Origin of the sequence: Sutterella sp. AM11-39 (genome assembly GCF_003472385.1) — a bacterium.
Classification (GTDB): domain Bacteria; phylum Pseudomonadota; class Gammaproteobacteria; order Burkholderiales; family Burkholderiaceae_F; genus Duodenibacillus; species Duodenibacillus intestinigallinarum.
The window spans coordinates 62,404-83,776 of sequence record NZ_QRLV01000005.1; the positions used below are offsets into that span (position 1 = coordinate 62,404).

Consider the following 21,373-nt stretch of genomic DNA (forward strand, 5'->3'; position numbering starts at 1 on the left):
GCGCCGAACGCGTACTCTGCCTGAGCGCAGAGAGTAGGAGCATGCGCGTCGGCGCCTTGCTTTGCAACTGGGTTGGAAAAACGTTTTTATATTGGATTTTTAGCGAAAAATGGCTGATCAAGAAATCAAGTCGGACGTCTCGAGCTCTTACAACGAAAGCAACATCAAGATTCTGGAAGGTCTTGAAGCCGTTCGTAAGCGTCCGGGCATGTACATCGGCGACGTCTCCGACGGCTCCGGTCTGCATCATCTCGTTTACGAAGTGGTGGACAATTCCATCGACGAGGCCATGGCGGGCTACGCCTCCAAAGTCTACGTCACGATCCACATGGACAACTCCGTAAGCGTCATCGATGACGGTCGAGGCATTCCCACAGCCATCAAGTTCGACGACAAGCACGAACCCAAGCGTTCGGCTGCTGAAATCGCCTTAACGGAACTTCACGCCGGCGGCAAATTCGACGATAACGGCTATAAAATCTCCGGCGGCTTGCACGGCGTGGGCGTCTCGTGCGTAAACGCTCTCTCGAAGTGGCTTGAACTCAAGGTGCACCGCGACGGCTTTACGCACGCCCTGCGTTTTGACCACGGCGTTGTGGTTGATCGAGTCATTGAAAAGCAGAAGGACCCGCACACGGGCGAAATGGTGGAAGTAAGCCCTATGACTGTTCTCGGCCCCACCACCAAGCGCGGCACAGAAGTGCACTTTTTGCCTGACGCTGAAATCTTCCAACCGGTCGTTGAATTCGACTACGAAACGCTTCTCAACCGTCTGCGCGAACTTTCGTTCCTGAATTCAGGGGTTGACATCGAACTCACCGACGAACGCACGGCTCGACATGTGCTTCTCGAAAGCGAAGGCGGCGTCAAGAGTTTCGTTCTCTTCAAGAACACCACACGAAAGGCAATTCACAAGGATCCGGTCTACATTCAAAAGACCGTGATGCAAAAGAGCGCTAAGGAAAACGCCAAGGAAATTCCGGTGTACGTGGAAGTCGCCATGCAATGGAACGACTCGTACAACGAATCTCTGGCCGCCTACACGAACAACATTCCCCAGCGCGACGGCGGCACACACGTCACCGGTCTGCGCGTGGCCATGAGCAATGTCATTCGCAAATACATCACCAGCAATGACATTCTCAAAAAGGGCGACAAGTTCGACATTGCCGGCGAGGACATGCGTGAAGGCCTCACTTGCGTGCTTTCCGTGAAAGTGCCGCAGCCGTCCTTCAGCTCGCAGACCAAGGACAAGCTCGTCACGAGCGAAGTTCAGCCGGCCGTCAACGCCGCCGTTTCCGAGGGGCTGACCACGTTCCTCGAAGAACATCCCGACCAGGCTAAGGAAATCTGCAACAAGATCGTTACGGCCGCTCGTGCGCGCGAAGCCGCCCGCAAGGCACGTGAAGTAACCCGCAAGCAGGTGATCGGCGGCGGCTTGCCCGGCAAGCTTGCCGACTGCTCGAGCAAGGATCCGGCCGCAAGCGAAATCTTTATTGTGGAGGGTGACTCCGCAGGCGGCTCCGCCAAGACGGGGCGAGATCGCGAATTCCAAGCCATTCTTCCGCTTCGAGGCAAGATTCTGAACGTGGAAAAAGCCTCGGTAGACAAGCTCCTTGATTCTGAACAGATCAAGACTTTGGTACTCGCTCTGGGAACGCAGCTCAAGGAAGACTTCGACATCGAAAAATTGCGCTACCACCGCATCATTTTGATGACCGATGCTGACGTCGACGGCGCACATATCCGCACGCTGCTTCTGACGTTTTTCTATCGTCAGATGCCCCAACTGCTCGAACGCGGCCACGTCTATATCGCACAGCCGCCGCTGTACGGTGTTCTCACCGGTCGCCGCGGCAAAAACAACGTTGAAAACAAGATCTACATCAAAGACGATGCCGAGATGGAGCAATACCTGCTCGATATTGCGCTCGAAGGTGCGGCGCTATACCGCAACACGGCCGATTTCGAAGCCGGTATCTGCCTGCGCGGCACCGATCTTGAAAACATGATTGCCGAGTTCGAGCAATCCAAGTCGGTGATCGAACGCCTGAGTCTTGTGATTGATCGTGCCGCTCTGATGGCCATTGCCTCGGGCGTTGCAGTTGATCTTTCCGATCTGGAGAAAGCTCAGGCCTGCGCCCAGGCTCTGGAAGCCGAAATCCGTGATCCTGAAATCAAGGTCAAGGCCGAAATCGATTCGGAAAAAGAGCGCGTGCGCATCCGCGTGAGTCACCACATCTACGGTAACACTCACAACACGTTCATCGAACAGGAATTTCTGCGCTCCAATGAGTACCGCATTCTGCGCGATGCCGCTACCGCACTCGAGGGTGTCGTAGGCGAAGGGGCCCGCGCTGTGCGTGGCGACTCTTCTCAGCCCGTGAAGAACTTCGGCGAAGCCGTTAAGTGGTTCATGGATCAAGCCGAAGCCGGAGTGAAGAAACAACGCTACAAAGGTTTGGGCGAAATGGGGGCCGAAGAGCTCTACGAAACGACCATGAATCCGCAGACGCGCCGTCTGCTGCGCGTGCGCCTTGAGGACGCCAGCAAGGCCGACGACATCTTCTCCATGCTAATGGGCGACGAAGTTGAACCGCGCCGCGAATTCATCGAGGACAACGCCATCTTCGTGAGCAACCTCGACATCTGATCCGTCGACTCGTCCGGTAAAGAGCGTCACATTCGGGGCCTGCAGGTAAAATCGCCTGACGGGCCCGTTTTCTTTTTATTGTCATGACCACTCCGATCGAACAGCAAATCGTCATCGCCGTGAGCTCCCGCGCGCTTTTCAACCTGGAAAGCGAGCACCATATCTTTGAGGAGCAGGGTGTCGAAGCCTATCGCGCCTGGCAGGTTGCGCACGCCAACGAACCGTTGGAGCCCGGCACGGCTTTTCCCTTCATTCAGAAGTTGTTGCGCATCAACACGCTTTTCGGCGACAAACAGCCGTTTCGTGTGGTTGTTTTGAGCCGCAATACTCCGGAAACAGGGCAACGCTTCTTCAACTCGTGCCGCGCCTACAACCTGCCGATCACAGCAGGCGCCTTTACGTCAGGGCAATCCACCTTCCCGTACCTGCAGGCTTTCGACGCTTCTCTTTTTCTTAGCGCCAATAAGGAAAACGTCTTTAACGCCGTCAGCAAAGGGCAACCCGCGGGGCTTGTTATCCCTGGCTCAACCGCGCTCAAGGATGATTCGGAGACTGACGACGAACTGCGCATCGCGTTTGACTTCGACGGCGTCGTCATCGATGATGAAGCCGAAAAGGCCTTTCACGAAGAAGGCATGCAAGGCTTCGTGCAGCACGAAAGGCAAAAGCGCAACATTCCACATCAGCCGGGCCCCATGCACCGACTCTTTACAAAGCTCGGACAATTTCAGGCCTTGGATGCAGAACGCGGCAAAGGGGACCCGTATTTCAAGCCCGTGCTACGCGTCTCTATCGTCACAGCGCGCGGTGCCATGAACGAAGAACGCCTGATCACGAGTCTGAAAAGTTTCGGAATGAGCGCCGCAGAGCTCTTCTTGATGGATGGGCTGCCGAAAAAACGCGTGCTCGACGTCTTAAAGCCCCACATCTACTTCGACGATCAGCTCAAGCACGTCGAAAGTACCAGCGAGACGGTTCCGAGCGTTCTGGTGCCGTTTGGCATCAACAATCTTGTTTTGTAAAAAAACGCGAGGCGATCGGCATATGCTCAGTCAGTGGCAGCACATACTTCGACCGATCGACTGCGGTCCGATGCGCCTGAAAAACAGGCTGACGTCCGCGCCGATCAACACAGGATTGGAAAACCTTTCCAACCTAGCCGCCCTAGCTGACTTCTACGCTGAAGCCGCTGCCGACGGCGTCAGTCTCGTGACACTCTTTTCTCCGGCTCTTAGCGGTCAGGCCAAACAAAATGCGGACATTCTGCCTACTGTCTCGGACGATTTCCGTCGCTACAACCCCATTCTGAAGGCTGTATCGAGCTTTGATTGCCGGGTGGCTATAGAGCTCAACCACATCGGACAGGACGCCGGCGTTCTCTTTCCAATTTCAAGCGTTCCCGGCGTATCCAAACACACCGGAAAATCGTTTCATGCAGCCCCCGCATTTCTGATTCGCAAGGCCATACATCAGTTTGCACAATGCGCGCAACGCGCCGCCAGCGTGGGGTTCGACGCGGTGGAAATCAACGCCTCGGGACGTTCCCTTATCGCTTCCTTTCTGAGTCCTGCCATCAACACACGACAGGATGCCTGGGGAACCAATCAGCTCGGTCGCTTCCGATTTTTGCTGGAAACAGTTCGCAGCTGCAAGCGAAATTTGCCTGAAAACAAAGCGCTCGGCGTTCGCTTCAATCTCATGGAACTCTCCCCAAAAGGTGCAGCATGGGACGAGATCCTTCGCCTCATTCAGATGCTACGCATCGCCGGCGCCGACTACCTTGTCGGCATCGTCGACGGATTCGAAGAACGAGTCCCGACGCATTCGCACGCCATTCCTGAAGGCGTCTGGGTGCCGGCCTATGAAGCACTTGCGCAAGCTTCCGATTTGCCTGTCTTTTTTACGGATCCCGGCTCGGATTTCGACCGGTTGGAAGATCTCGCTCAAAAGCACGACAACGCGGTCTTTTCGCTGAGTACGCCTCTGCTGGGTGACAGTTCCTTCATTCGAAAAAAACTCGGCATCGCCGAAGGCGAAATTCGTCCATGGATCGATCACCACGACAGCGGCGTTCCACTGGACGCTTTGCGTACGAGAAAGTTGCTCAATCTCACCAATCCGTGCCAGTTTGGGCGCTTTCCATTGGCCAAGGTCAAAACGCCGACCCCAAAGCGCATTGCCGTCATCGGTGCCGGCTTGGCAGGCATGCTGTTTGCAAGCATCGCCGCCGGCCGAGGCCATGCGGTCACTTTGTTTGAAAAGAGCTCGACACCAGGCGGACAGCTCCATTTTGTCCGCGCAATCGAAGATAACGAAAATTACGATAAATGGCTCGATCTTCTCGTAAATGACCTCAAATTAAACAAAGTTAACGTCATTTACAACAAAAGAGTCGATCTTCAGGACCTTAAGAAAGAAGACGCCTTCGATCGTTTCGTCATTGCCACCGGCAGCGAACCCGAGATTCCCGACATTGCCGGCATCAACGCCTCAAACGTTGTGACATACGAAGAGTTGCTTACCGGCACCCCGGTCGGTAACCGAGTTGCCGTGCTCGGCAATGGTCGTCTGGCATTGGCTGTCAGCCGCTATCTACTTGAAAATAAATCGGAAACCAAGCGATCAGCCGAATCTTGGCTTGAAGCTTGGGGAGTCGGCAGCATCAAAGAGCACGCAGGCGGCGTCCTAGGCGTGATTCCCGAAATCGAACGTGCCGTACGTCAGCTCTATCTCATTGAGTTGGATGCCGATATTTCCAACAAGCTGCTGAAAAAAGCACATAACCGCTGGGATCTGACCTGGCTGCTGATGAGAGGCGCGCAACGCGTCACGCAAGCCAATATCGAACTCATTGACAATCATGCGGTGCGTATTTCCGATTGTCCGGATCGAAGCAACCGTCAGGCCATCCGCATTGACCATGTCGTTGTTTGTTCAGAGTGCACCCCAAATCTGCAAGATCGAGTCGGCCTTTTTTCCGGCGAAGATCGAGTACTGATTGTCGGTGCCGCTTCAACCGAGCGCGGCTATATGAATTTTGCCGACATCATCTATCAGGTCTACGAGAAGGCCAGCACGATTTAATCCTCATTTTTCTCCTCTGAATAACTCAGACCTCAAAACGCGGTTAGAGGGGGATGTTGTTCACATAGTCCGCTTGTGGATGAAAATCCCCCTCCAAACGGGGTTTGAAGGAAGCTTTTTTCCACATTTGCTGATTTTCATCCTAAAAATCTTCCTTCTTCTCGAATCGTAAAAAACGGCAATCCATTGAAAACAAAGGATTTTTTGTCTTAAAATCTAAGAAGGAGAGTTAGTTGGGGATCTGGATAACCAAAGGGGAGTAAGCCAGAGTTCTTTTCTCTTTTGTTCCAAAAAAATAAAAATATTTATGTAGAAATAGTCGTAAGTAGGTAGTGGAAAACTCTGTGAGTAAGTAAAAAATCTCTTTTAAAAACAACGCAATAGCGTGTGGATAAAGGTCTGGATAACGTTTTGAACAGGGTGTGAATAAGTTGTGGATGAATGTGGAGAAAAAAGACGCTTTTTGAAAACACCGAAAAGTTATCCACAGGGGCTTGGGTTGTTCTTTTGTTGTACACAAAGTTATCCACAGGCTGTAACAGTGAAACAGGCCGTATAGGTTTAACGTTATATTGTGGATACTGATGTCAAATCCGGACAAGACGCTGTGCTAGGATTAGCGCGGTTTTGTTTGATCTCTTCTCAGGGCGCTTGAGTCGCCGGATGCTTCTTTAGCCGATTGTCATGTCCTTTCACACGCTTTTGCCCTGGTTTGCTCCGAGGCTTTCGCCGGGCATTTCAAGAGTGCTCACCAGCATCGGCCACAAAACAGTGCTGATGAGAGGCGATCAAATTGGAACGTCGACTTTTTTCAAGCGCGTGGTTTTCGTTCAAAGCGGGTTGTTGGCTCAGGGGGTGATTAACCCGGGAGCCAGCTCGCCATTTATGCTGACGCTTTCCGCAGCAAACAGTTTCGGCGTACCGACTCGTGCGATTGACGCTCTGGACAATCTTCCCCGCCGCTATTGGGCTGTCTGCCGCTGTGAGGTGTTGACGGTAGCTCCGGAAATTTTCCTTCGTGTGATCGAAATCGACCCGAATTGGAACGAAGAGCTCAACCGTTACGCTCTTCGACGCGCCTTTTGCGAACGCCTCGGACTGATGGTGTGCCAGGCAGCAACTCCTTACGAGCGTTTTGGCGTTTTCTTGACGGTTCTTCTGAAGGCGGGCGGTACTACAAATATCGGGGAGTTTCCTGCCAAAAGTTTTGTTAGATTACCTTGTGCGCCTTCGCGTCGCTTTGTTGCAACGTTGTTGAATTGCCAGCTCGAGCAGATTGATACAATTTTTCGCGACTGGATTTGTGACGGTGTTGTGAAAATCGTTGACCACAAGATGGCAGTCAGAGCGGACTTGCTGCAAAAAAACGAAGCCTGGCTGCAACCGTTTTTGAGAATGCAGCCCGATATTGAGCAAATGAAACCTGCGCATCGGGCCTTCGACATTACGATCTGACCAAATTAACAGAAAAAAATCGGAGAATACACATTATGTTCAAGCGCACTCTTTGCGTGCTGTCGTGTGCGGCAGCTATGACGACGGCCATGGTAGGCTGTGCGCCTCTTGTGGTGGGCAGCGTGGCTGTTGCGACTGTCTCGACAGTTTCGACCATTAATGACCGTCGTTCGGCTGGTTCCGTTGTCAATGACGGTGTGATTGAAAAGCGCTTGAGCTATGAAATCACTCAGGCTCTCAAGGATCAGTTAGGCGAAGAGCCAGAAGGTCGCATCACGGTGACCGCCTATGACGGCAAGGTGCTGTTGACCGGTGAAATCGAAACGCTCAAGGCTAAGCGAATCGTGACTGAAACCGTGCAAAAGAGCCTGGACGTCCGCAGCGTTGTCAACGAACTGGCCGTTCAACCGACCATCAGTTGGACGCAGCGCATCAGCGACTCCAAGCTGGCAACGACGGTGCGCTCGCGCATGGTGATGGAAGACAACGTGTACCTGAGCCAGATGAAGGTGGTCGTTGAACGCGGCATCGTTTACATCATGGGTATCGTGACGCCGCAGGAAAATACGATCGCCATGACTGTTGCTGCCCGTACGAGCGGCGTGGTGCGCGTGATTTCGGTGTGTGACGTGATGTCAGCCGAACGCATCAAGGCACGTCTGAAGAACATCAATCAGGAAAACAAGGCTGCTCAGCAGCAAACCGAGGAAGAAGTTCCGAGCGGCTCCTAACGAACCGTCCCCGAAACGAAAAAAGCGCCTGCCCGGTTACCGGAAATCGCAGGCGCTTTGCTTTTTTGCCAAAAACGCGTTGAAATCGTGCGCTATTGCGCTTTGAGGCTATCGTCTGAGGCGTGGTAGCTCGAACGCACGAAGACGCCCGCATGCGCTGTTTTAAAGCCCATCTCAAGAGCCCGCTGACGCCAAAGGTCAAAGTTTTGAGGTCTGACATAGCGGCGCACGGGTAAATGAGCTTTGGACGGTGCCAGATATTGACCGATTGTGACGCGGTCTACCTTGTGAAGACGCAGGTCTCGCAGTACCTCCATAACCTCTTCGTCTGTCTCGCCCAGTCCGAGCATGAGACCGCTTTTGGTGGGAATGTGAGGGTTTTGCTCGGCAAACGCCTTGAGCAGCGCCAAGGAGCCTTCGTATGAGGCGCCTGGACGTGCTACTCGATACAGACGAGGCACCGTTTCGATGTTGTGATTAAAGACATCTGGCGGCATCTCTGAGAGGATCCGCAGCGCGACGTCCTCCTTTTTCTTGAAGTCAGGCACCAGAATCTCGACTTCAATGCCTTCTACGTTTTTTCTCAATTGCGAAATGACAGCGGCAAAGTGTCCTGCACCGCCGTCCTTGAGATCGTCTCGATCGGGACTGGTGATGACGACATAGCGAAGCTTGAGCGCTTTGACGGCTTGCGCAACGCGATGAGACTCATCGGCGGCGGGAGGCTTGGGAGTGCCGTGCGCCAAGTCGCAGAATGCGCAGCGGCGGGTGCACAGTTCCCCGAGAATCAGAAAGGCGGCCGTACCGTGCGAGAAGCATTCGGCACGGTTGGGGCAGGAAGCTTCGCGGCAGACGGTGGAGAGCGAATACGAAGACAGGATGTCGCGAATTGGGTCTTCGGCTCCTCCGGCAACGGAAGCTCTCACCTTGAGCCAGGCGGGCTTGGGAAGCGGTTGGGGGCAGTCGGAAGCCGCCTCACGCGAAATTTTCAATATTTTCTTGAAACTGCGTCCTGTTGCCACGGGAATCCTCAGAGAAGAATGAGACTGACAATGCCGCCGACTGTCAGACACAATGAAAAGAGCAACTCGAGTTTAACCGTGCCGAACATGACGGCGTTTAGATCATTGCCTTCGCGGCGGGGCAGTTCATCGATCAGTTTTAAAGTTCGGGGCAGTGCAAGCAGGCACAGCGACAGTCCGAAGACAGATGGGTTGTAGACGATGGCAGCGGCTACCATCAGGTAGGGCGAATAAAGCAGGGCGCAATACACGCCGATCATGGCTTGACGCCCAAGGGCAACCGCCAGTGTACGGCGACCCACTTCAGCGTCGTGCTCCGTGTCACGATAATTGTTGACGGCTAAAACCGCAGAGGCGATGAAGCCGAGGGCGGATCCTGCCAGCAAGGCTTCCGGCTGCCAGATGCCGGTTTGCAAGTAAGCGGTGCCGGCTACGGCAATCGGGCCGAAAAAGATGAAGACCACGAATTCGCCCCACGGCGTGTAGGCAATGGGTTTTGGACCTCCCATATAAGCGTAGGCGGCTACGACCGAAGCCACCGAAATGGCCAGCATGACCCAGCCGCCCACGTAGATGAGAAAGAGTGTATCGAGTGCCACAACGCCGATGAGAATTTTGATCATGCGCTCAACCTGAGCCACGGTAAGCCATCCGTTGGCGGTGGAGCGCGGCAGACCCTTACGGGATTTACGCTCGGCCTTGCGCTTGGTGTAACCGGCATCGTTTTCCATGTTGCTTATGGCTTGCATCAGAAGTGACAGAGCCAGTGTGGCAAGAGCGACAACGATATCGAACGTGTGCGTCACGGCGGCACTTACCGCCAAGCCGACGAAGACGGGGGCAGCGGCGATGCCCAGAGTTTTTGGACGGAAACTTGCGCACCAGGCAGCAAAACTTCCGGGTTTGACGCCTGGCACCGGCTGTATGTTTTCTTCAGTCATGGTTCGATGAAATTTGAATGTCGTTGAGCGCGCGAAGCAGTCTTTGTCGATACTCGCCTTTGACCGTTTCCAAGTCGCAATCCGCGCCCAGCGACATCATATCGGTGACGCGCAATCCCGAGTAGCCGCATGGCGCGATGCGTCGGAAACCGGCCAGATCCGTGTGCACGTTGAGAGCGATGCCGTGAAGCGTAGAGCCTCGGCTGACATGAATGCCGATGGAAGCGATTTTAGCGATTCCGCTGAACTCACCCATGCCCCCCGGCATCGGGACGTAGACGCCCGGAGCGCCCGGGTGGCGGATCGATTCGATGCCGAAAGCCGCGAGCGTGTCGATGAGTGTTTCGAGCAAAAGCGAGACGTAGGTCTTGACGAACAAATGTCGGCGCCGTAGATCAAGCAGCGGATACACCACCATTTGTCCGGGAGCGTGAAAGGTGATGTCGCCTCCGCGCTCGACCGGTACCAGAGGTACGTCGCCGATGCTGCCGCAACGCTGCAGGGCATCGCGGCCGGCAGTATAGACGGCCGGATGCTCGACAAACCAGATTTCGTCGGGTGTTTCCGGCGTGCGCGTCCGTGTAAACACGCGCATGGCTTCGCAGACGGGCTCGTACTGTGCAAGCCCCAAATCCCGAACAATGGGGGTGCTGACCGTCACAGCACGATTTTGACAAGCGGATGAGAGGTCAGCATCAGATAAATGCTGTCGAGCTGCGCTCGGCTGGTGGCGCGCACCGTCACGGTGAGCGCCGTGTACTTATTGCCGGTCGACTTTCGTTCCGTGATGGTTGTCGGATCGAAGTCGGGTACCAATTCACGCACGGCCGCTCCGATTGTCTCGGCAAAATGCGGGACGGAGGCACCCATTACTTTGATGGGAAAGTCGCAGGGAAATTCAATTAGGGAATCCTGTTCTTCAATGAGGTTTTGTTTGTCAGTCATTGGCTCAAATAATCAAGGTTGAGTCTTTTTTGCCGTATCTTCACGTCGAACTTCGACTGCGACCGGCTGGTTTTGATTGTCGGCAGGTTTCATGCGCAGGCGAACGGAGTCGACGAAACGGCTCAGGAAACTGCCCGGACCAACGTCGTGCATGGCGACCAGATCAAAATCATTTATGTGTTTGTTTTGAAAGTAGACGCGCAGTTTGCCGACCACTTCGCCGGTCTTGACCGGGGCGACGGCAGGCGACATGTACTCAAACTGCGTTGTAAAGCCACCTAGACCGCGCGAGACGATATCCTGACGGGGAACTGTCACCCAGATCGCATCGGCGCTGCCGACTTCAAGCTTTTCGCGATTACCGGTCAGGATGTCGATTTTGGTGACAAGCGTATTGGCCGGAAAAAGCCGCAACGTTTCATATTCCAGACGTCCGTGACGCAGCAACGTCTGTACGTCGGCCGTTGTCAGATCCGACGTTTGTCCGCCCAACAAAACGGCGATCACGTCGCGAGGCATGACGTTTTTGTTTCTGTCTCGATGCCAGCTGCCGATTACGGACGTATTGTTGGCATTGCTCATGACGCCGTCGATGCCAGCGCCTCGCCACAGCAACTGATTACGGTTGCGCAGACTGTGCGTCGTAAAGACGAACTCCTTTTCGGAAAACCACTGGTAGGCCTGCGGAAAGCGTTTTTTTACTGCAATGGCCAGACGCGCCAGATCATGCGCGCTCATGCGGTTGTCGGCATGCTCCATTGGCGAGACGAAGCGGCTTTGGTGTAAACCGAGCTTTTCTGCCGTTTCATTCATGCGGCGGGCAAAAGCGTTTGCTTCTTTATCAAAGTGCGCGGCCACGGCAAGCACCGCATCTTCGGCGCCCGTGACAGCGATGCTGTGCAGAAGCGTTCTCAGAGGATGCGGCTCGCCCGGCACCAGATAAAGGCGGCGTGAGTTGCTCGAGCGCATTACATCGGCGGCAGTAATGGACACCGGCGCACTGAGTGCGTTTTTGTCTCCTGCGACCGCGTCAAGCGCCGTATAGATCACCATCAGATGAACCAGTTCCCCCGGGGAAAGCGCTTTATCTTTGTTGTTTGCGCTCATCACAAAGCCGCTGATGCCATCAACGAGCACCCACGCTTCGGGCGAGGATGTCATGACAGGGTCTTTGCCGGGCGCCGCGGATACGGCGGGTGAAACGGTGAAGAGACTGAAAAATCCGGCTAGAGCAATGAAAAAATTGCAGAAAATTCGCATGCGACGATTTTAGCGGGAGTGGTCTCAGAGTAAAGCAACGAATTGTGAGAAAACGCGGCTCAATTGCGGCAGTTTCTTGGCAAAAACGTGGTTGGTGGCGGGAATGACGTCCACCGTCAGATTGTTGAGGTTGGCCCAGGACAGAACCGTGTTGAGCGGTGCCAATTCGTCGTTTTGCGCATGAACGACGAACGCGGGGCAGCCCGGGTGAACGATGTCAAATTTATGAACGGCCGGGCCCGCGTAAATCATAGCGGCGGGTTTACGGATCTGTGCAGCCAGGCTCATGACGTAGGTGCCGAAAGAAAAGCCGCCGAACACAGCGCGGCCTCCGACGGGAAGCGCTTCGGCAACTTCACGCATTTCAAAGACGGCGTCGATGACGCGCAAAAAGTCCGCGGCTTCTCCGGGGCCTGCGTTGTATTCACCTTCGCTGCGGCCGGCACCCCGGCAATTGGGTCGTACGACGAGCCAGCCGCCCGAAACCAGAGCCTTGGCCATGGTGGTGATGACTTTGTGATCTTTGCTGCCGCCTTGCGTGGTGATCGGATGCGCCAAAAAGGCGATGCCTTGGGTGCAGACATCGGGAAAATCGATGTCGAGTTCGATAAGGCCGGCTTCACCGGCGGTTTGTGTAGTATGCGTTCTGGTCATTTTTCGAAGGCAGTTCATTTTCTGATCTGAACCATGCATTGTAATTGGGTAAAACAAAAGTCTTTCTCTTCGGCACTGCTTGAGGCTCAAAGTTGTCTTGAGGCGCACTGGGTTGAAGAGACCGCCAGTACCAACGACGATGTCAAGGAGTGGGTGAAAAAGGCCGATGAAGATATAGCCGTTGCTTTGGTGACGGATCGGCAGACGGCAGGACGAGGCACCCGCGGCCGTCGTTGGACGGCACCGGCCGCATCGGTTCTTTTGACCGTCGGCGTACCGCTTTCCGTTTCAGAAAGCGACCTCTCGGGACTGTCTCCGGTCGTGGGGGCGGCTTGTGCCGAATCTCTTTGGAAACTCAACCCCGACGTAAGGCTTAAGTGGCCCAACGATCTTTGGATCGGCAACGGCAAGGCCGCCGGCATTCTTTGCGAACTTGTGCGCAACCGTGCGCATCGTTTGCATGCGGTCGTAGGTATCGGCGTTAATATGTGTCTCGGTAAAATCGGTGTTCCGACGACGGACGTGCCGGCAGCGGCCGTGCTCGTGCAATTGCCTGACGTGCAAAAGCTCGAAGATCTTCGTGTCCGGACGGCGGCTTGTTTGAGCTCAGCCATCGAACGCGTTTGCCGGTCCTTTTCTCCGACTTTGATCACCGAGCTTCAGGCTCGTTGGCCGCAACTTGACGCTTTGGCGGGAAAGCCCGCGGAACTGATGTTGCCTTCGGGAGAAGTGCTTCATGGGCAAACGGCGGGTATCGGAGACGGCGGCGAGCTTTTGTTTGTCGACGAGTTCGGATGCACGAGAACATATGCGGACGCTCGCATTCGACCGCTTTTAACAAATCGAGAAAAACAGTGACGGCTCTGCTTTTGGATCTTGGCAACACGGCTCTCAAATGGGCGACTTCGAACAAGCCCGAGGAGCCGCATGCCTACGTGCATTGCGGCAACGATGTGGTGCCTGACGAATTGCTGCATAAATGGCTCAATTTAAAACCCGAGCGCGTCGTCGGATGCATGGTCTCGAGCGAAAAGTTTGCGTTCAACATCACGCGCTTTTTCAACGCGCACGGCATTAAGTGGGATTGGTTGCACTCCGAGCGTGTGTTTCAAGGGCGTGATTTTTCCGTTGTCAACAAGTACGACAATTACGAGCAGCTCGGCAGCGACCGTTGGCACGCCGTGATCGGCGCCGCTTCGCTTTATCCCAACCGCCCGATTTTGGTCGTGCACATCGGTACGGCCACGACGGCCGACGTCGTGATCCCAGAAGACGATAAGACGCAGGCCTTTATCGGCGGACGCATTCTGCCGGGGCCCTCCATGATGACCGAAGCGCTGTTGACGAAGACTCGTTGCCGGCCGGGGCGCATCGGTGTGCGTTCGGATTTTCCGACCAACACGGCAGACGCGATCACCACTGCCGTGCTCGAAGCGCATCTGGGCATCGTTGATCGTTCGCTCGCAAGCCTTCGCAAGATGGGCTTTGACGATCCTTGTCTGCTGTTTGCAGGGGGCGCCGCGCCTCTTTTTGCGCCCTACATCATGCAGGAGTATCCGCAGGCCGTGATCAAGCACAACCTGGTGCTGCGCGGTTTGGCCATGCGCGCCACGAATCGGTAGGCGCTTAGCGGGGGCAGACGGTGCGTTATTTCGTCAACTTTGTTCTTCTTCTGGCTTTGTGTGCCTGTGGTTGGTTTTTGTACGACCAGTCGCGTCAACCGACGGTTGACCTGGTGGCGGAAACTAAGCTCAAGGTCGACGTGCCTGAACTTGTGCTGGCCACGATTGAAGCACGAAAGAGCGACGAGAACGCCCGCATTTCCGGTACGCCCATTGATGCGGACTGCTTTGTTTGGGGTCCTTTTGAAGGACGGCAGATGATTGCGGTTCGGTCAACGCTTAAACAGCGAGGTCTGCTGCAAAAGGCTGAAATCTCGGATCGGTTCTTGCCTGATCGGTGGATCGTTTATCTTGGACCCTACAGCAATGACATCGCGGTTCGCGCTTTCGTCAAGCAGTTCCGTCAGCAAGGCTACAAAAACGTTCGCCCGATTCTGAGCGGCGCCCTGTCCTACGGGGTGGAAATCGAGACTTTTGAAAGTAAGGAACAAGCGCAAGCGTGGATCAACGATAAAAAGGCGCCCGACGTGAAGGGGTTGCGCGTTACAAACCGCTTGGGTGAACCTTCCGACAAGGTCGATCTGGTGTTCCGAAACTTGACCGAAGATCAGCGTCAGGCTTTGTTCGCCATCTGGAAGCGTTGGCAGGGAACGGAAATTCAAAACTGCAGCTTCTACCAGAAATGAAAACGGTCCGGAAACTGAGTTCCGAACCGTTGCGTCTCTTTTATTCTGGACAGATTTTTTCAAGCGACGTCAGCAAAGAGGGAAGCTTTTCAAGCATGATCTTTGCTTTGGCGCGGCGCTCTTCGAGCACTTCCTCAGGACAGGTGCGGCGGCGCGGTGACCAGATGGAGTCCGGGAAGAAGGCGTCATCCTTGTAGCGAGCGATCACGTGCCAGTGCACGTGCGGCACCATATTGCCGAGACTGGCCAGATTGATCTTGTCCGGGTGCATGGTCTCGAGCATGCACAGTTCGCACAGACGAACGGCTTTTCTTACCATTGCGGATTCTTCCGCAGTCAGATCCACCATTTCGGCGGCATGGCGCTTGACGATCACGCGCACAAATCCGGGTAGGTCATCGTCGGACGCGTCAATGACTCGAACGAGTTTTCCGCGCCAAATCACGCGTTCGTCAACAGGATTACAAAGAGGACAGTCGTTTACCATAGTGTCGAGTCGGGCTCCGCAAGGAGCCCGCAGAGATAAAGGAGGGCAATTCTAAACGAGAACGCGCTCGATGCCTTCGGCGGTGACCTGAGTTACGAAACGAGACAGCCACTGACTGCCGAGTTTGAGTTGAGCCAATTCCACCGCGAGGAACTCGGCCTGCGTGCCGGTTGAGTCCGAATAGCGGCTGATGCCTTGCAGACATCCCGGACACGTCGTGAGAATTTTGACGGCGCTGCGGTCACGCTGTGCGCACAGCACGTTCTTTACCTTGAGAATGTTCTCCTCTTTTTTGAACCGTACTTGGGTGGCGATGTCCGGACGCGCGACGGCAAAGGTGCCCGATTCGCCGCAGCAGGTGTCGGTCTGCAGCACGGTACTGCCGTCGGCCGGGTGCAAAATAGCATTGACCGTTTTGACCGGAACGGGCGCTGCAAACGGCGTATGGCACGGATCGTGGTACATGTAGCGCACGTTGTCGGCACCGGTGACGCTCATACCTTTTTCCAGCAGGTATTCGTGAACATCCATCAGGCGGCAGCCTGGGAAAATTTCTTCGAAATGGTAGTCCTTGAGCTGCTTGAGGCAGGTGCCGCAGGAAATGAGGACGGTTTTGATGTCCAGATAGTTGAGCGTATTGGCCAGACGGTGAAAGAGCACGCGGTTGGCCGTGACGATGGCGTCGGCCTTGGCGAGTTCGCCTGCGCCGCGCTGCGGATAGCCGCAGCACATGAATTTGGGCGGAAGCACTGTTTGCACACCGGCTTCGTACAGAAGCGCCAACACAGCCAGGGACACTTCCGGGTAGAGACGTTCGTTGCCGCATCCCGGGAAGTAGAAGACGGCCTCGGCATCCTTTGCCTGTGGCTTGCGGATGATGGGCGCAACGGCTGAGTCGGTGATGCCCAGCACGGCCCGCATGGTTTGTTTCATGCGTGGCGAGGGCAGCTTGCGGTTGACGAGCGTGACGGTCTGTTCGACGATACCGGGTCTGCCGATCGTGTGCGTCGGATGACTCAATTGCGCACGTGCCGCGGCGGCGAGCATGTCGTGCGCCATGCGTTCGGCCTTAAAGCCCATGTTGACGAGACCTTTACGGGCCCACTCAACAGTGCGCGGGTTGCTCAGTTCCAGGAACTTCATGCCGGCGCGTTTGGCCATCGGCATGGAAGCTTTGCCGGAGCGCTCCAGAAGGGCACGCAACAGGATAGTCACTTCGCCGAAGTTGATCTTGACGGGGCAGGGGGTGCGGCACTTCATGCACAATGTGCAGTGGTCGGCAAGATCCTCGAGTGCTTCGAGATGCAGGTCGGACAAACCGCGGCGCGTCTGGCTTTCGTAGAGAATCGCCTCGATCAGCAGACTTGTTGCGATGATCTTGTTGCGCGGCGAGAACAGAAGGCTTGCGCGCGGCACGTGTGTCGTGCACTTGGATTTGCACTTGCCGCAGCGCAGGCAGTTCTTGATGGCGTCGCTAATCTCCTTGACCTGCGTCTGCTGCATGATGAGCGATTCAGCGCCGAGCAGGTTAAAGCTCGGTGTGTAGAGCATCCGCAGATCAATGTCTTTGGACAGCTTGCCGCGGTTGAAGTGCCGCTGCGGATCCACCTGATGCACGTACTCAGTGTAGGGTACGAGTTTTTCGGAATCCAGAAATTCGATCTTGGTGAGCCCGATGCCGTGTTCGCCGCTGATGACGCCACCCAAAGACTTGGCCAGAGCCATGACGCGGTGAACGGCTTCGACGCCCTTTTGCATCATGCGTTGGTTGTCGGAGTTAAGCGGCACGTTGGTGTGCACGTTGCCGTCACCGGCGTGCATGTGCAGCGCAATGAACACGCGTCCGCGCAGTACGCGGGCGTGAATGGCGTCAATTTCGGCGCGTACTTTTTCAAAGGCGTCGCCTGGGAAGATCTGAAAGAGTTCGGCGCGCACCTCTTTTTTCCAGGACACGCGTACCGTGCGGTCGTAAATGAGGTCAAAGACCGTCTTGCTGCGGTATTTGCGCAGCACGGCGGCAGGCAGCGTGAGCCCCAAAGCGGCAAGCTTTTCGGTTTGTTCGCTAACCTTGTCGTCGAAGTGATGGCGCAGGTAAAGCCAGCGTGCGCGGACGGACTGCACCAGTTTGAGCGCCTGAGGAACGGTGGCTTCCAACAGAAGTTCCTTAGGAACGCCCGCCGTCAGCGAAGGTTTACCGAGCGAAATGTAGCCGTGCAGGTAGTTTTCGAGCGCATCGAGCATTTCAAGCTTGTTGTCGATCGAGCACTCGATGTTGAACGTTTCGCAGCCGAGCGTGTATTCGCCGATCTTGTCGAGCGGAATCACCACGTCTTCGTTGAGCTTGAAGGCGTTGGTGTGTGCGCTGATGGCCGCCGTCTTGCTGCGTTCGTGCCAGAAGGCAAAGCGCGCTTCGGGTGTTTTGGCGATAAAACCTTCGCCGTTGACTTTGGTGCAAAGGTCGATTACGCGGCCGACGGCTTCTTCGAGAGCGGCTTCGTCGCTGCCGACGATGTCGCCCACAATCACCATCTTGGGATAGTCTCCGCGCTTACTCTTGACCGGATAGTGAACCGCTTTCAGATAGCGGTCGTCAAGGTGTTCGAGGCCGGCGAGCATACAACCTTTGTAGCCATTGCCGAGCAAGTTGGAAATTTCCAAAATTGCTTTGCCCGCAAGCGTGGCAGCGCCGAAAAATTCCAGACAGACCGTGTAAGTCAGGGGCGGCATCTTGTGCAGAATCCAGCGCGCCGAAGTAATGATGCCGTCGGTGCCTTCCTTTTGAACCGCAGGCAGCCCGCCAAGGAACTTGTTGGTGACATCCTTGCCGAGACCTTTGCGGCGGTAGATGCTGCCGGGTGTGACAAGATCGCGAGTGCTTAACACGCGCGCTTTTTCAGGGTCGGCCGTGCGGCCGTCCTTGACGGTGATGCGCCAACGGACGTCAGCTTGGGGCGAAATCTTGCTGCAGGTGTGATCCAGGCGCTCGACTTCCATCCAATTGCCGTCGGCTGTGATCATGCGGTAGCTGGCGATGTTGTCGACGGCCGTGCCCCAGAGCACAGCCTTCTTGCCGCCGGAATTTTCCGCGATGTTGCCCCCGATGGTGGAGCTGTCGGCACTGGCCGGATCCACGGAGAAAATGTAGTCGTCAAGCGCGGCGGCTTCGGTCACGCGGCGCGTCACGGCGCCGCTGCCCGTGTCGATCACAGGGACCAGGCCCAGCGAGCATTCGGGTAGATGCACCTGATGTGCACGGCTGATCGAATCGAGTTTTTCGGTGTTGATCACCGCGCTCATTTCGGTCATCGGCACGGCACCGCCCGTGTAACCGGTGCCGCCGCCGCGCGGAATGATGACCAGACCGAGCTGAATGCAGGTGCGCACGAGCGACGGAATTTCCTTTTCGCTGTCGGGTGTGATCACCACGAACGGATATTCGATGCGCAAGTCCGTGGCGTCTGTGACGTGCGCGGCGCGCATGAAGGGATCGAAACGAATGTTGTCTGCTGCCGTACAGTTTTTGAGCGCGCGCTTAAAGCGGGCTCTCAGCGCTTTGGTGCGCTCGAAGCTCGACTCGAATTTGCGCACAGCCTTATAGGCGGCAGCCATGAGCTTTTGCACCTTAACGTCGCGTTCGGCAGCCGACGGATTACGGCGCTTGTCCATTTCGCGCAGTCGGTGTTCAAGCGCTTCGATGAGAAGTTTGCGGCGAGAGGCGTTTTTCAGGAGGTCTTCCTGCAGATACGGATTGCGGTTGACGACCCAGATGTCGCCCAGCACCTCAAAAAGCATGCGGGCGCTGCGGCCCGTGCGGCGCTCGTCACGCAATTCGTCGAGAATGACGGCGGCTTCCTTGCCCAGCAGACGCCATACGATCTCTCGATCGGAAAACGAGGTGTAGTTGTACGGAATTTCGCGGATGCGTTCGACGGCGTCGGGTTTGGCTTCGATGCCTGCCGCGCTGTTTTCGATTTGCATGAGGCTGTTCTCGGAGGGCCCTCGGAGGGCGGCCGGAATTATCCCGGGGTACGGCCGTCTGACAAAGGGCGCAGAAAAGATAATAAGTTCTCCCATTGTATAGGCTGACGTCGATTGTTCGCTAAAGAAGAGTGACTAGGAAACGCAACAAACGGTTGCGGAAAAGCGGTGGTTTTGAGCAAAAAGCCGAATGATGCGGTGCGGCAAAAAGCAAAAAACAGTCGTATATTGAAGGACGCTTTGTCAGAAGCGAATAAAAACAAACAAAAAACAGGGATAGGCATGACACAGACAGAATTGGATCGCCAGGAGTATCTGCGCAAAATCCTCACGGCCCGCGTATACGATGTGGCGCGTGAAACGCCGCTTGATGAAGCCAAACGGCTTTCGCTGAGAATCGGCAACAAAGTGCTTTTGAAGCGCGAAGACACGCAGCCGGTGTTTTCTTTCAAACTTCGCGGCGCTTTCAACAAGATGGTGCATTTGAGCGCCGAAGAGCGCGCTCGCGGCGTGATTTGCGCTTCCGCGGGCAACCACGCGCAGGGTGTGGCCCTGGCGGCTCGGCGCCTGGGCTGTCGCGCGGTGATCGTGATGCCGGTGACGGCACCTGCGCTCAAAGTGGAGGCTGTCCGCAATCTGGGCGGCGAGGTGGTGCTCGTTGGAGAAAGCTTTTCGGATGCGGCTGCGCATGCCGTCAAGATGCAGGTCGAAGAGGGACTCACCTTTGTGCATCCGTTCGATGATCCGTACGTGATTGCGGGTCAAGGTACGATCGGCATGGAAATCCTGCGCCAGTATCAGCCCTCCGACGGCACGCGTCCCGACGCGATCTTTGTTCAGATCGGCGGGGGCGGTCTTGCGGCAGGCGTGGCGACCTATATCAAGGCCATTTATCCGGAAATCAAGGTTTTCGGCGTGGAAACTGTCGATTCCGACGCTATGGATCGCTCGTTTAAAGCCGGTGAAAACATTGCGCTCGACGACGTGGGTCTTTTTAGCGACGGTACGGCCGTCAAGCGAGTGGGCGACGAAACGCTTCGCTTGTGCCGCGAAAACCTCGACGGCATTGTCCTGGTCAATAGCGATGAAATCTGTGCGGCCATCAAGGACGTTTTTGAAGACACGCGATCGATCGTGGAACCATCGGGTGCGTTGTCGCTTGCCGGTCTCAAGGCCTGGGCTCGCCGAGAGGGCGTGACCAACAAGACGTTGGTGGCGATCACGTCCGGCGCCAACATGAACTTCGATCGCTTGCGCTTTGTTTGCGAACGCGCTGAGTTCGGCGAAGACCGCGAAGCTGTGTTCGCCGTAACGATTCCCGAAGAGCGAGGCTCTTTCCGTCGTCTGTGCGGACTTCTCGGCAACCGCGCCGTGACCGAATTCAACTATCGCATGAGCGACAACACGGACGCCTACATTTTCGTGGGCGTGCAGACAACCAATGCCAACGACGTGGAAGAAATCGAAAAGGCGCTCAAAACCGAAGGGTTCCCGGCGCTCAATCTCTCGCACGACGAACTGGCGAAACTGCACTTGCGCCATATGGTGGGCGGACACAGCAAACTGGCCGTCAACGAAAAGCTCTATCGCTTTGAATTTCCTGAGCGACCGGGCGCATTGATGAAGTTCCTGACTTCTCTTGCGCCGCAGTGGAATATTTCCTTGTTCCACTACCGCAATAACGGTGCGGACTTCGGACGTGTCTTTGCCGGCATCCAGGTGCCGCCTCAGGACAACGAGCTCTTTGAGCAGTTCCTAAAGACGCTCGGCTATCGCTATTGGGATGAGACGGACAATCCGGCCTGCCGGTTCTTCTTAAGCTGACAGGTCAAACTGACAACGAGGGCGGGACGCA

17 protein-coding genes are annotated in these 21,373 nt (G+C 55.7%); 9 read left to right on the plus strand and 8 right to left on the minus strand.

Annotated elements, in window-relative coordinates; genetic code table 11:
- Nucleotides 1-109 precede the first annotated feature (109 nt).
- From DW133_RS05745 to DW133_RS05765, 5 genes are all read left to right on the plus strand, one after another.
- Nucleotides 110-2,653, plus strand: coding sequence for a DNA gyrase subunit B (locus DW133_RS05745; RefSeq protein ID WP_118275697.1), 2,544 nt, complete (start codon nt 110-112; stop codon nt 2,651-2,653).
- A gap of 83 nt (nt 2,654-2,736) precedes the next feature.
- Nucleotides 2,737-3,675, plus strand: coding sequence for a 5'-nucleotidase (locus DW133_RS05750; protein WP_118275698.1), 939 nt, complete (start codon nt 2,737-2,739; stop codon nt 3,673-3,675).
- Nucleotides 3,676-3,697: 22 nt separating this feature from the next.
- Entirely contained in the window at nt 3,698-5,737 is a 2,040-nt protein-coding gene (locus tag DW133_RS05755) for an FAD-dependent oxidoreductase (RefSeq protein ID WP_118275699.1), read from the plus strand.
- Between the two features lie 744 nt (nt 5,738-6,481).
- On the plus strand, nt 6,482-7,192 hold the full coding sequence (locus DW133_RS10180; protein WP_147408881.1) for a hypothetical protein: 711 nt from the start codon (nt 6,482-6,484) through the stop codon (nt 7,190-7,192).
- A gap of 35 nt (nt 7,193-7,227) precedes the next feature.
- Entirely contained in the window at nt 7,228-7,923 is a 696-nt protein-coding gene (locus DW133_RS05765; protein ID WP_118275701.1) for a BON domain-containing protein, read from the plus strand.
- A gap of 92 nt (nt 7,924-8,015) precedes the next feature.
- On the opposite strand, the gene lipA is transcribed toward DW133_RS05765, so the two are convergent.
- The 6 genes from lipA to DW133_RS05795 form a co-directional block, all read right to left on the minus strand.
- On the minus strand, nt 8,016-8,951 hold the full coding sequence (lipA, locus tag DW133_RS05770; RefSeq protein ID WP_369907937.1) for a lipoyl synthase: 936 nt from the start codon (nt 8,949-8,951) through the stop codon (nt 8,016-8,018).
- Between the two features lie 2 nt (nt 8,952-8,953).
- Nucleotides 8,954-9,886, minus strand: coding sequence for a 1,4-dihydroxy-2-naphthoate octaprenyltransferase (menA, locus tag DW133_RS05775; RefSeq protein ID WP_118275702.1), 933 nt, complete (start codon nt 9,884-9,886; stop codon nt 8,954-8,956).
- Complete coding sequence (gene lipB / locus DW133_RS05780; RefSeq protein WP_233542128.1) at nt 9,879-10,547, minus strand: lipoyl(octanoyl) transferase LipB; 669 nt, start codon at nt 10,545-10,547, stop codon at nt 9,879-9,881. The genes menA and lipB overlap by 8 nt, the downstream gene beginning before the upstream one ends.
- Nucleotides 10,544-10,831 (minus strand): YbeD family protein, encoded by a 288-nt coding sequence (locus DW133_RS05785; RefSeq protein ID WP_118275703.1) that lies wholly within the window; start codon nt 10,829-10,831, stop codon nt 10,544-10,546. Before DW133_RS05785 ends, lipB begins: the two co-directional genes overlap by 4 nt.
- A 12-nt stretch (nt 10,832-10,843) precedes the next feature.
- On the minus strand, nt 10,844-11,992 hold the full coding sequence (locus tag DW133_RS05790; RefSeq protein WP_158571127.1) for a D-alanyl-D-alanine carboxypeptidase family protein: 1,149 nt from the start codon (nt 11,990-11,992) through the stop codon (nt 10,844-10,846).
- A 123-nt stretch (nt 11,993-12,115) separates the two neighbouring features.
- Nucleotides 12,116-12,745, minus strand: a complete 630-nt coding sequence (locus DW133_RS05795) for an alpha/beta hydrolase (RefSeq protein WP_158571128.1) — start codon at nt 12,743-12,745, stop codon at nt 12,116-12,118.
- 33 nt (nt 12,746-12,778) lie between these two features.
- Here DW133_RS05795 and DW133_RS05800 point away from each other — a divergent pair, with 33 nt between their 5' ends.
- The 3 genes from DW133_RS05800 to DW133_RS05810 all read left to right on the plus strand — a co-directional run bounded on the left by DW133_RS05800 (nt 12,779) and on the right by DW133_RS05810 (nt 15,053).
- On the plus strand, nt 12,779-13,603 hold the full coding sequence (locus DW133_RS05800; RefSeq protein WP_118275763.1) for a biotin--[acetyl-CoA-carboxylase] ligase: 825 nt from the start codon (nt 12,779-12,781) through the stop codon (nt 13,601-13,603).
- The gene (locus DW133_RS05805) at nt 13,600-14,367 is read left to right on the plus strand and encodes a type III pantothenate kinase (RefSeq protein ID WP_158571129.1); all 768 of its coding nucleotides are present in this window, start codon (nt 13,600-13,602) and stop codon (nt 14,365-14,367) included. Before DW133_RS05800 ends, DW133_RS05805 begins: the two co-directional genes overlap by 4 nt.
- A 113-nt stretch (nt 14,368-14,480) precedes the next feature.
- The gene (locus DW133_RS05810) at nt 14,481-15,053 is read left to right on the plus strand and encodes an SPOR domain-containing protein (protein WP_199588819.1); all 573 of its coding nucleotides are present in this window, start codon (nt 14,481-14,483) and stop codon (nt 15,051-15,053) included.
- 40 nt (nt 15,054-15,093) lie between these two features.
- Here DW133_RS05810 and DW133_RS05815 read toward each other — a convergent pair whose 3' ends face one another.
- Complete coding sequence (locus tag DW133_RS05815; RefSeq protein ID WP_118275708.1) at nt 15,094-15,540, minus strand: HIT family protein; 447 nt, start codon at nt 15,538-15,540, stop codon at nt 15,094-15,096.
- Between the two features lie 51 nt (nt 15,541-15,591).
- Nucleotides 15,592-19,518, minus strand: a complete 3,927-nt coding sequence (locus DW133_RS05820; protein WP_118275709.1) for a DUF3683 domain-containing protein — start codon at nt 19,516-19,518, stop codon at nt 15,592-15,594.
- A gap of 282 nt (nt 19,519-19,800) precedes the next feature.
- On the opposite strand from DW133_RS05820, the gene ilvA reads away from it, so the two are divergent.
- Nucleotides 19,801-21,342, plus strand: a complete 1,542-nt coding sequence (ilvA, locus tag DW133_RS05825) for a threonine ammonia-lyase, biosynthetic (protein ID WP_118275764.1) — start codon at nt 19,801-19,803, stop codon at nt 21,340-21,342.
- The last annotated feature ends 31 nt before the right edge of the window (nt 21,343-21,373 follow it).

Coding starts and splice junctions, on each gene's coding strand:
- ilvA (WP_118275764.1), top strand. CDS start 19,801: ATGACACAGACAGAATTGGATCGCCAGGAGTATCTGCGCAAAATCCTC.
- DW133_RS05765 (WP_118275701.1), top strand. CDS start 7,228: ATGTTCAAGCGCACTCTTTGCGTGCTGTCGTGTGCGGCAGCTATGACG.
- DW133_RS05820 (WP_118275709.1), bottom strand. CDS start 19,518: ATGCAAATCGAAAACAGCGCGGCAGGCATCGAAGCCAAACCCGACGCC.
- menA (WP_118275702.1), bottom strand. CDS start 9,886: ATGACTGAAGAAAACATACAGCCGGTGCCAGGCGTCAAACCCGGAAGT.
- DW133_RS05800 (WP_118275763.1), top strand. CDS start 12,779: ATGCATTGTAATTGGGTAAAACAAAAGTCTTTCTCTTCGGCACTGCTT.
- DW133_RS05785 (WP_118275703.1), bottom strand. CDS start 10,831: ATGACTGACAAACAAAACCTCATTGAAGAACAGGATTCCCTAATTGAA.
- DW133_RS05745 (WP_118275697.1), top strand. CDS start 110: ATGGCTGATCAAGAAATCAAGTCGGACGTCTCGAGCTCTTACAACGAA.
- DW133_RS05755 (WP_118275699.1), top strand. CDS start 3,698: ATGCTCAGTCAGTGGCAGCACATACTTCGACCGATCGACTGCGGTCCG.
- DW133_RS05795 (WP_158571128.1), bottom strand. CDS start 12,745: ATGACCAGAACGCATACTACACAAACCGCCGGTGAAGCCGGCCTTATC.
- DW133_RS05790 (WP_158571127.1), bottom strand. CDS start 11,992: ATGACATCCTCGCCCGAAGCGTGGGTGCTCGTTGATGGCATCAGCGGC.
- DW133_RS05750 (WP_118275698.1), top strand. CDS start 2,737: ATGACCACTCCGATCGAACAGCAAATCGTCATCGCCGTGAGCTCCCGC.
- DW133_RS05815 (WP_118275708.1), bottom strand. CDS start 15,540: ATGGTAAACGACTGTCCTCTTTGTAATCCTGTTGACGAACGCGTGATT.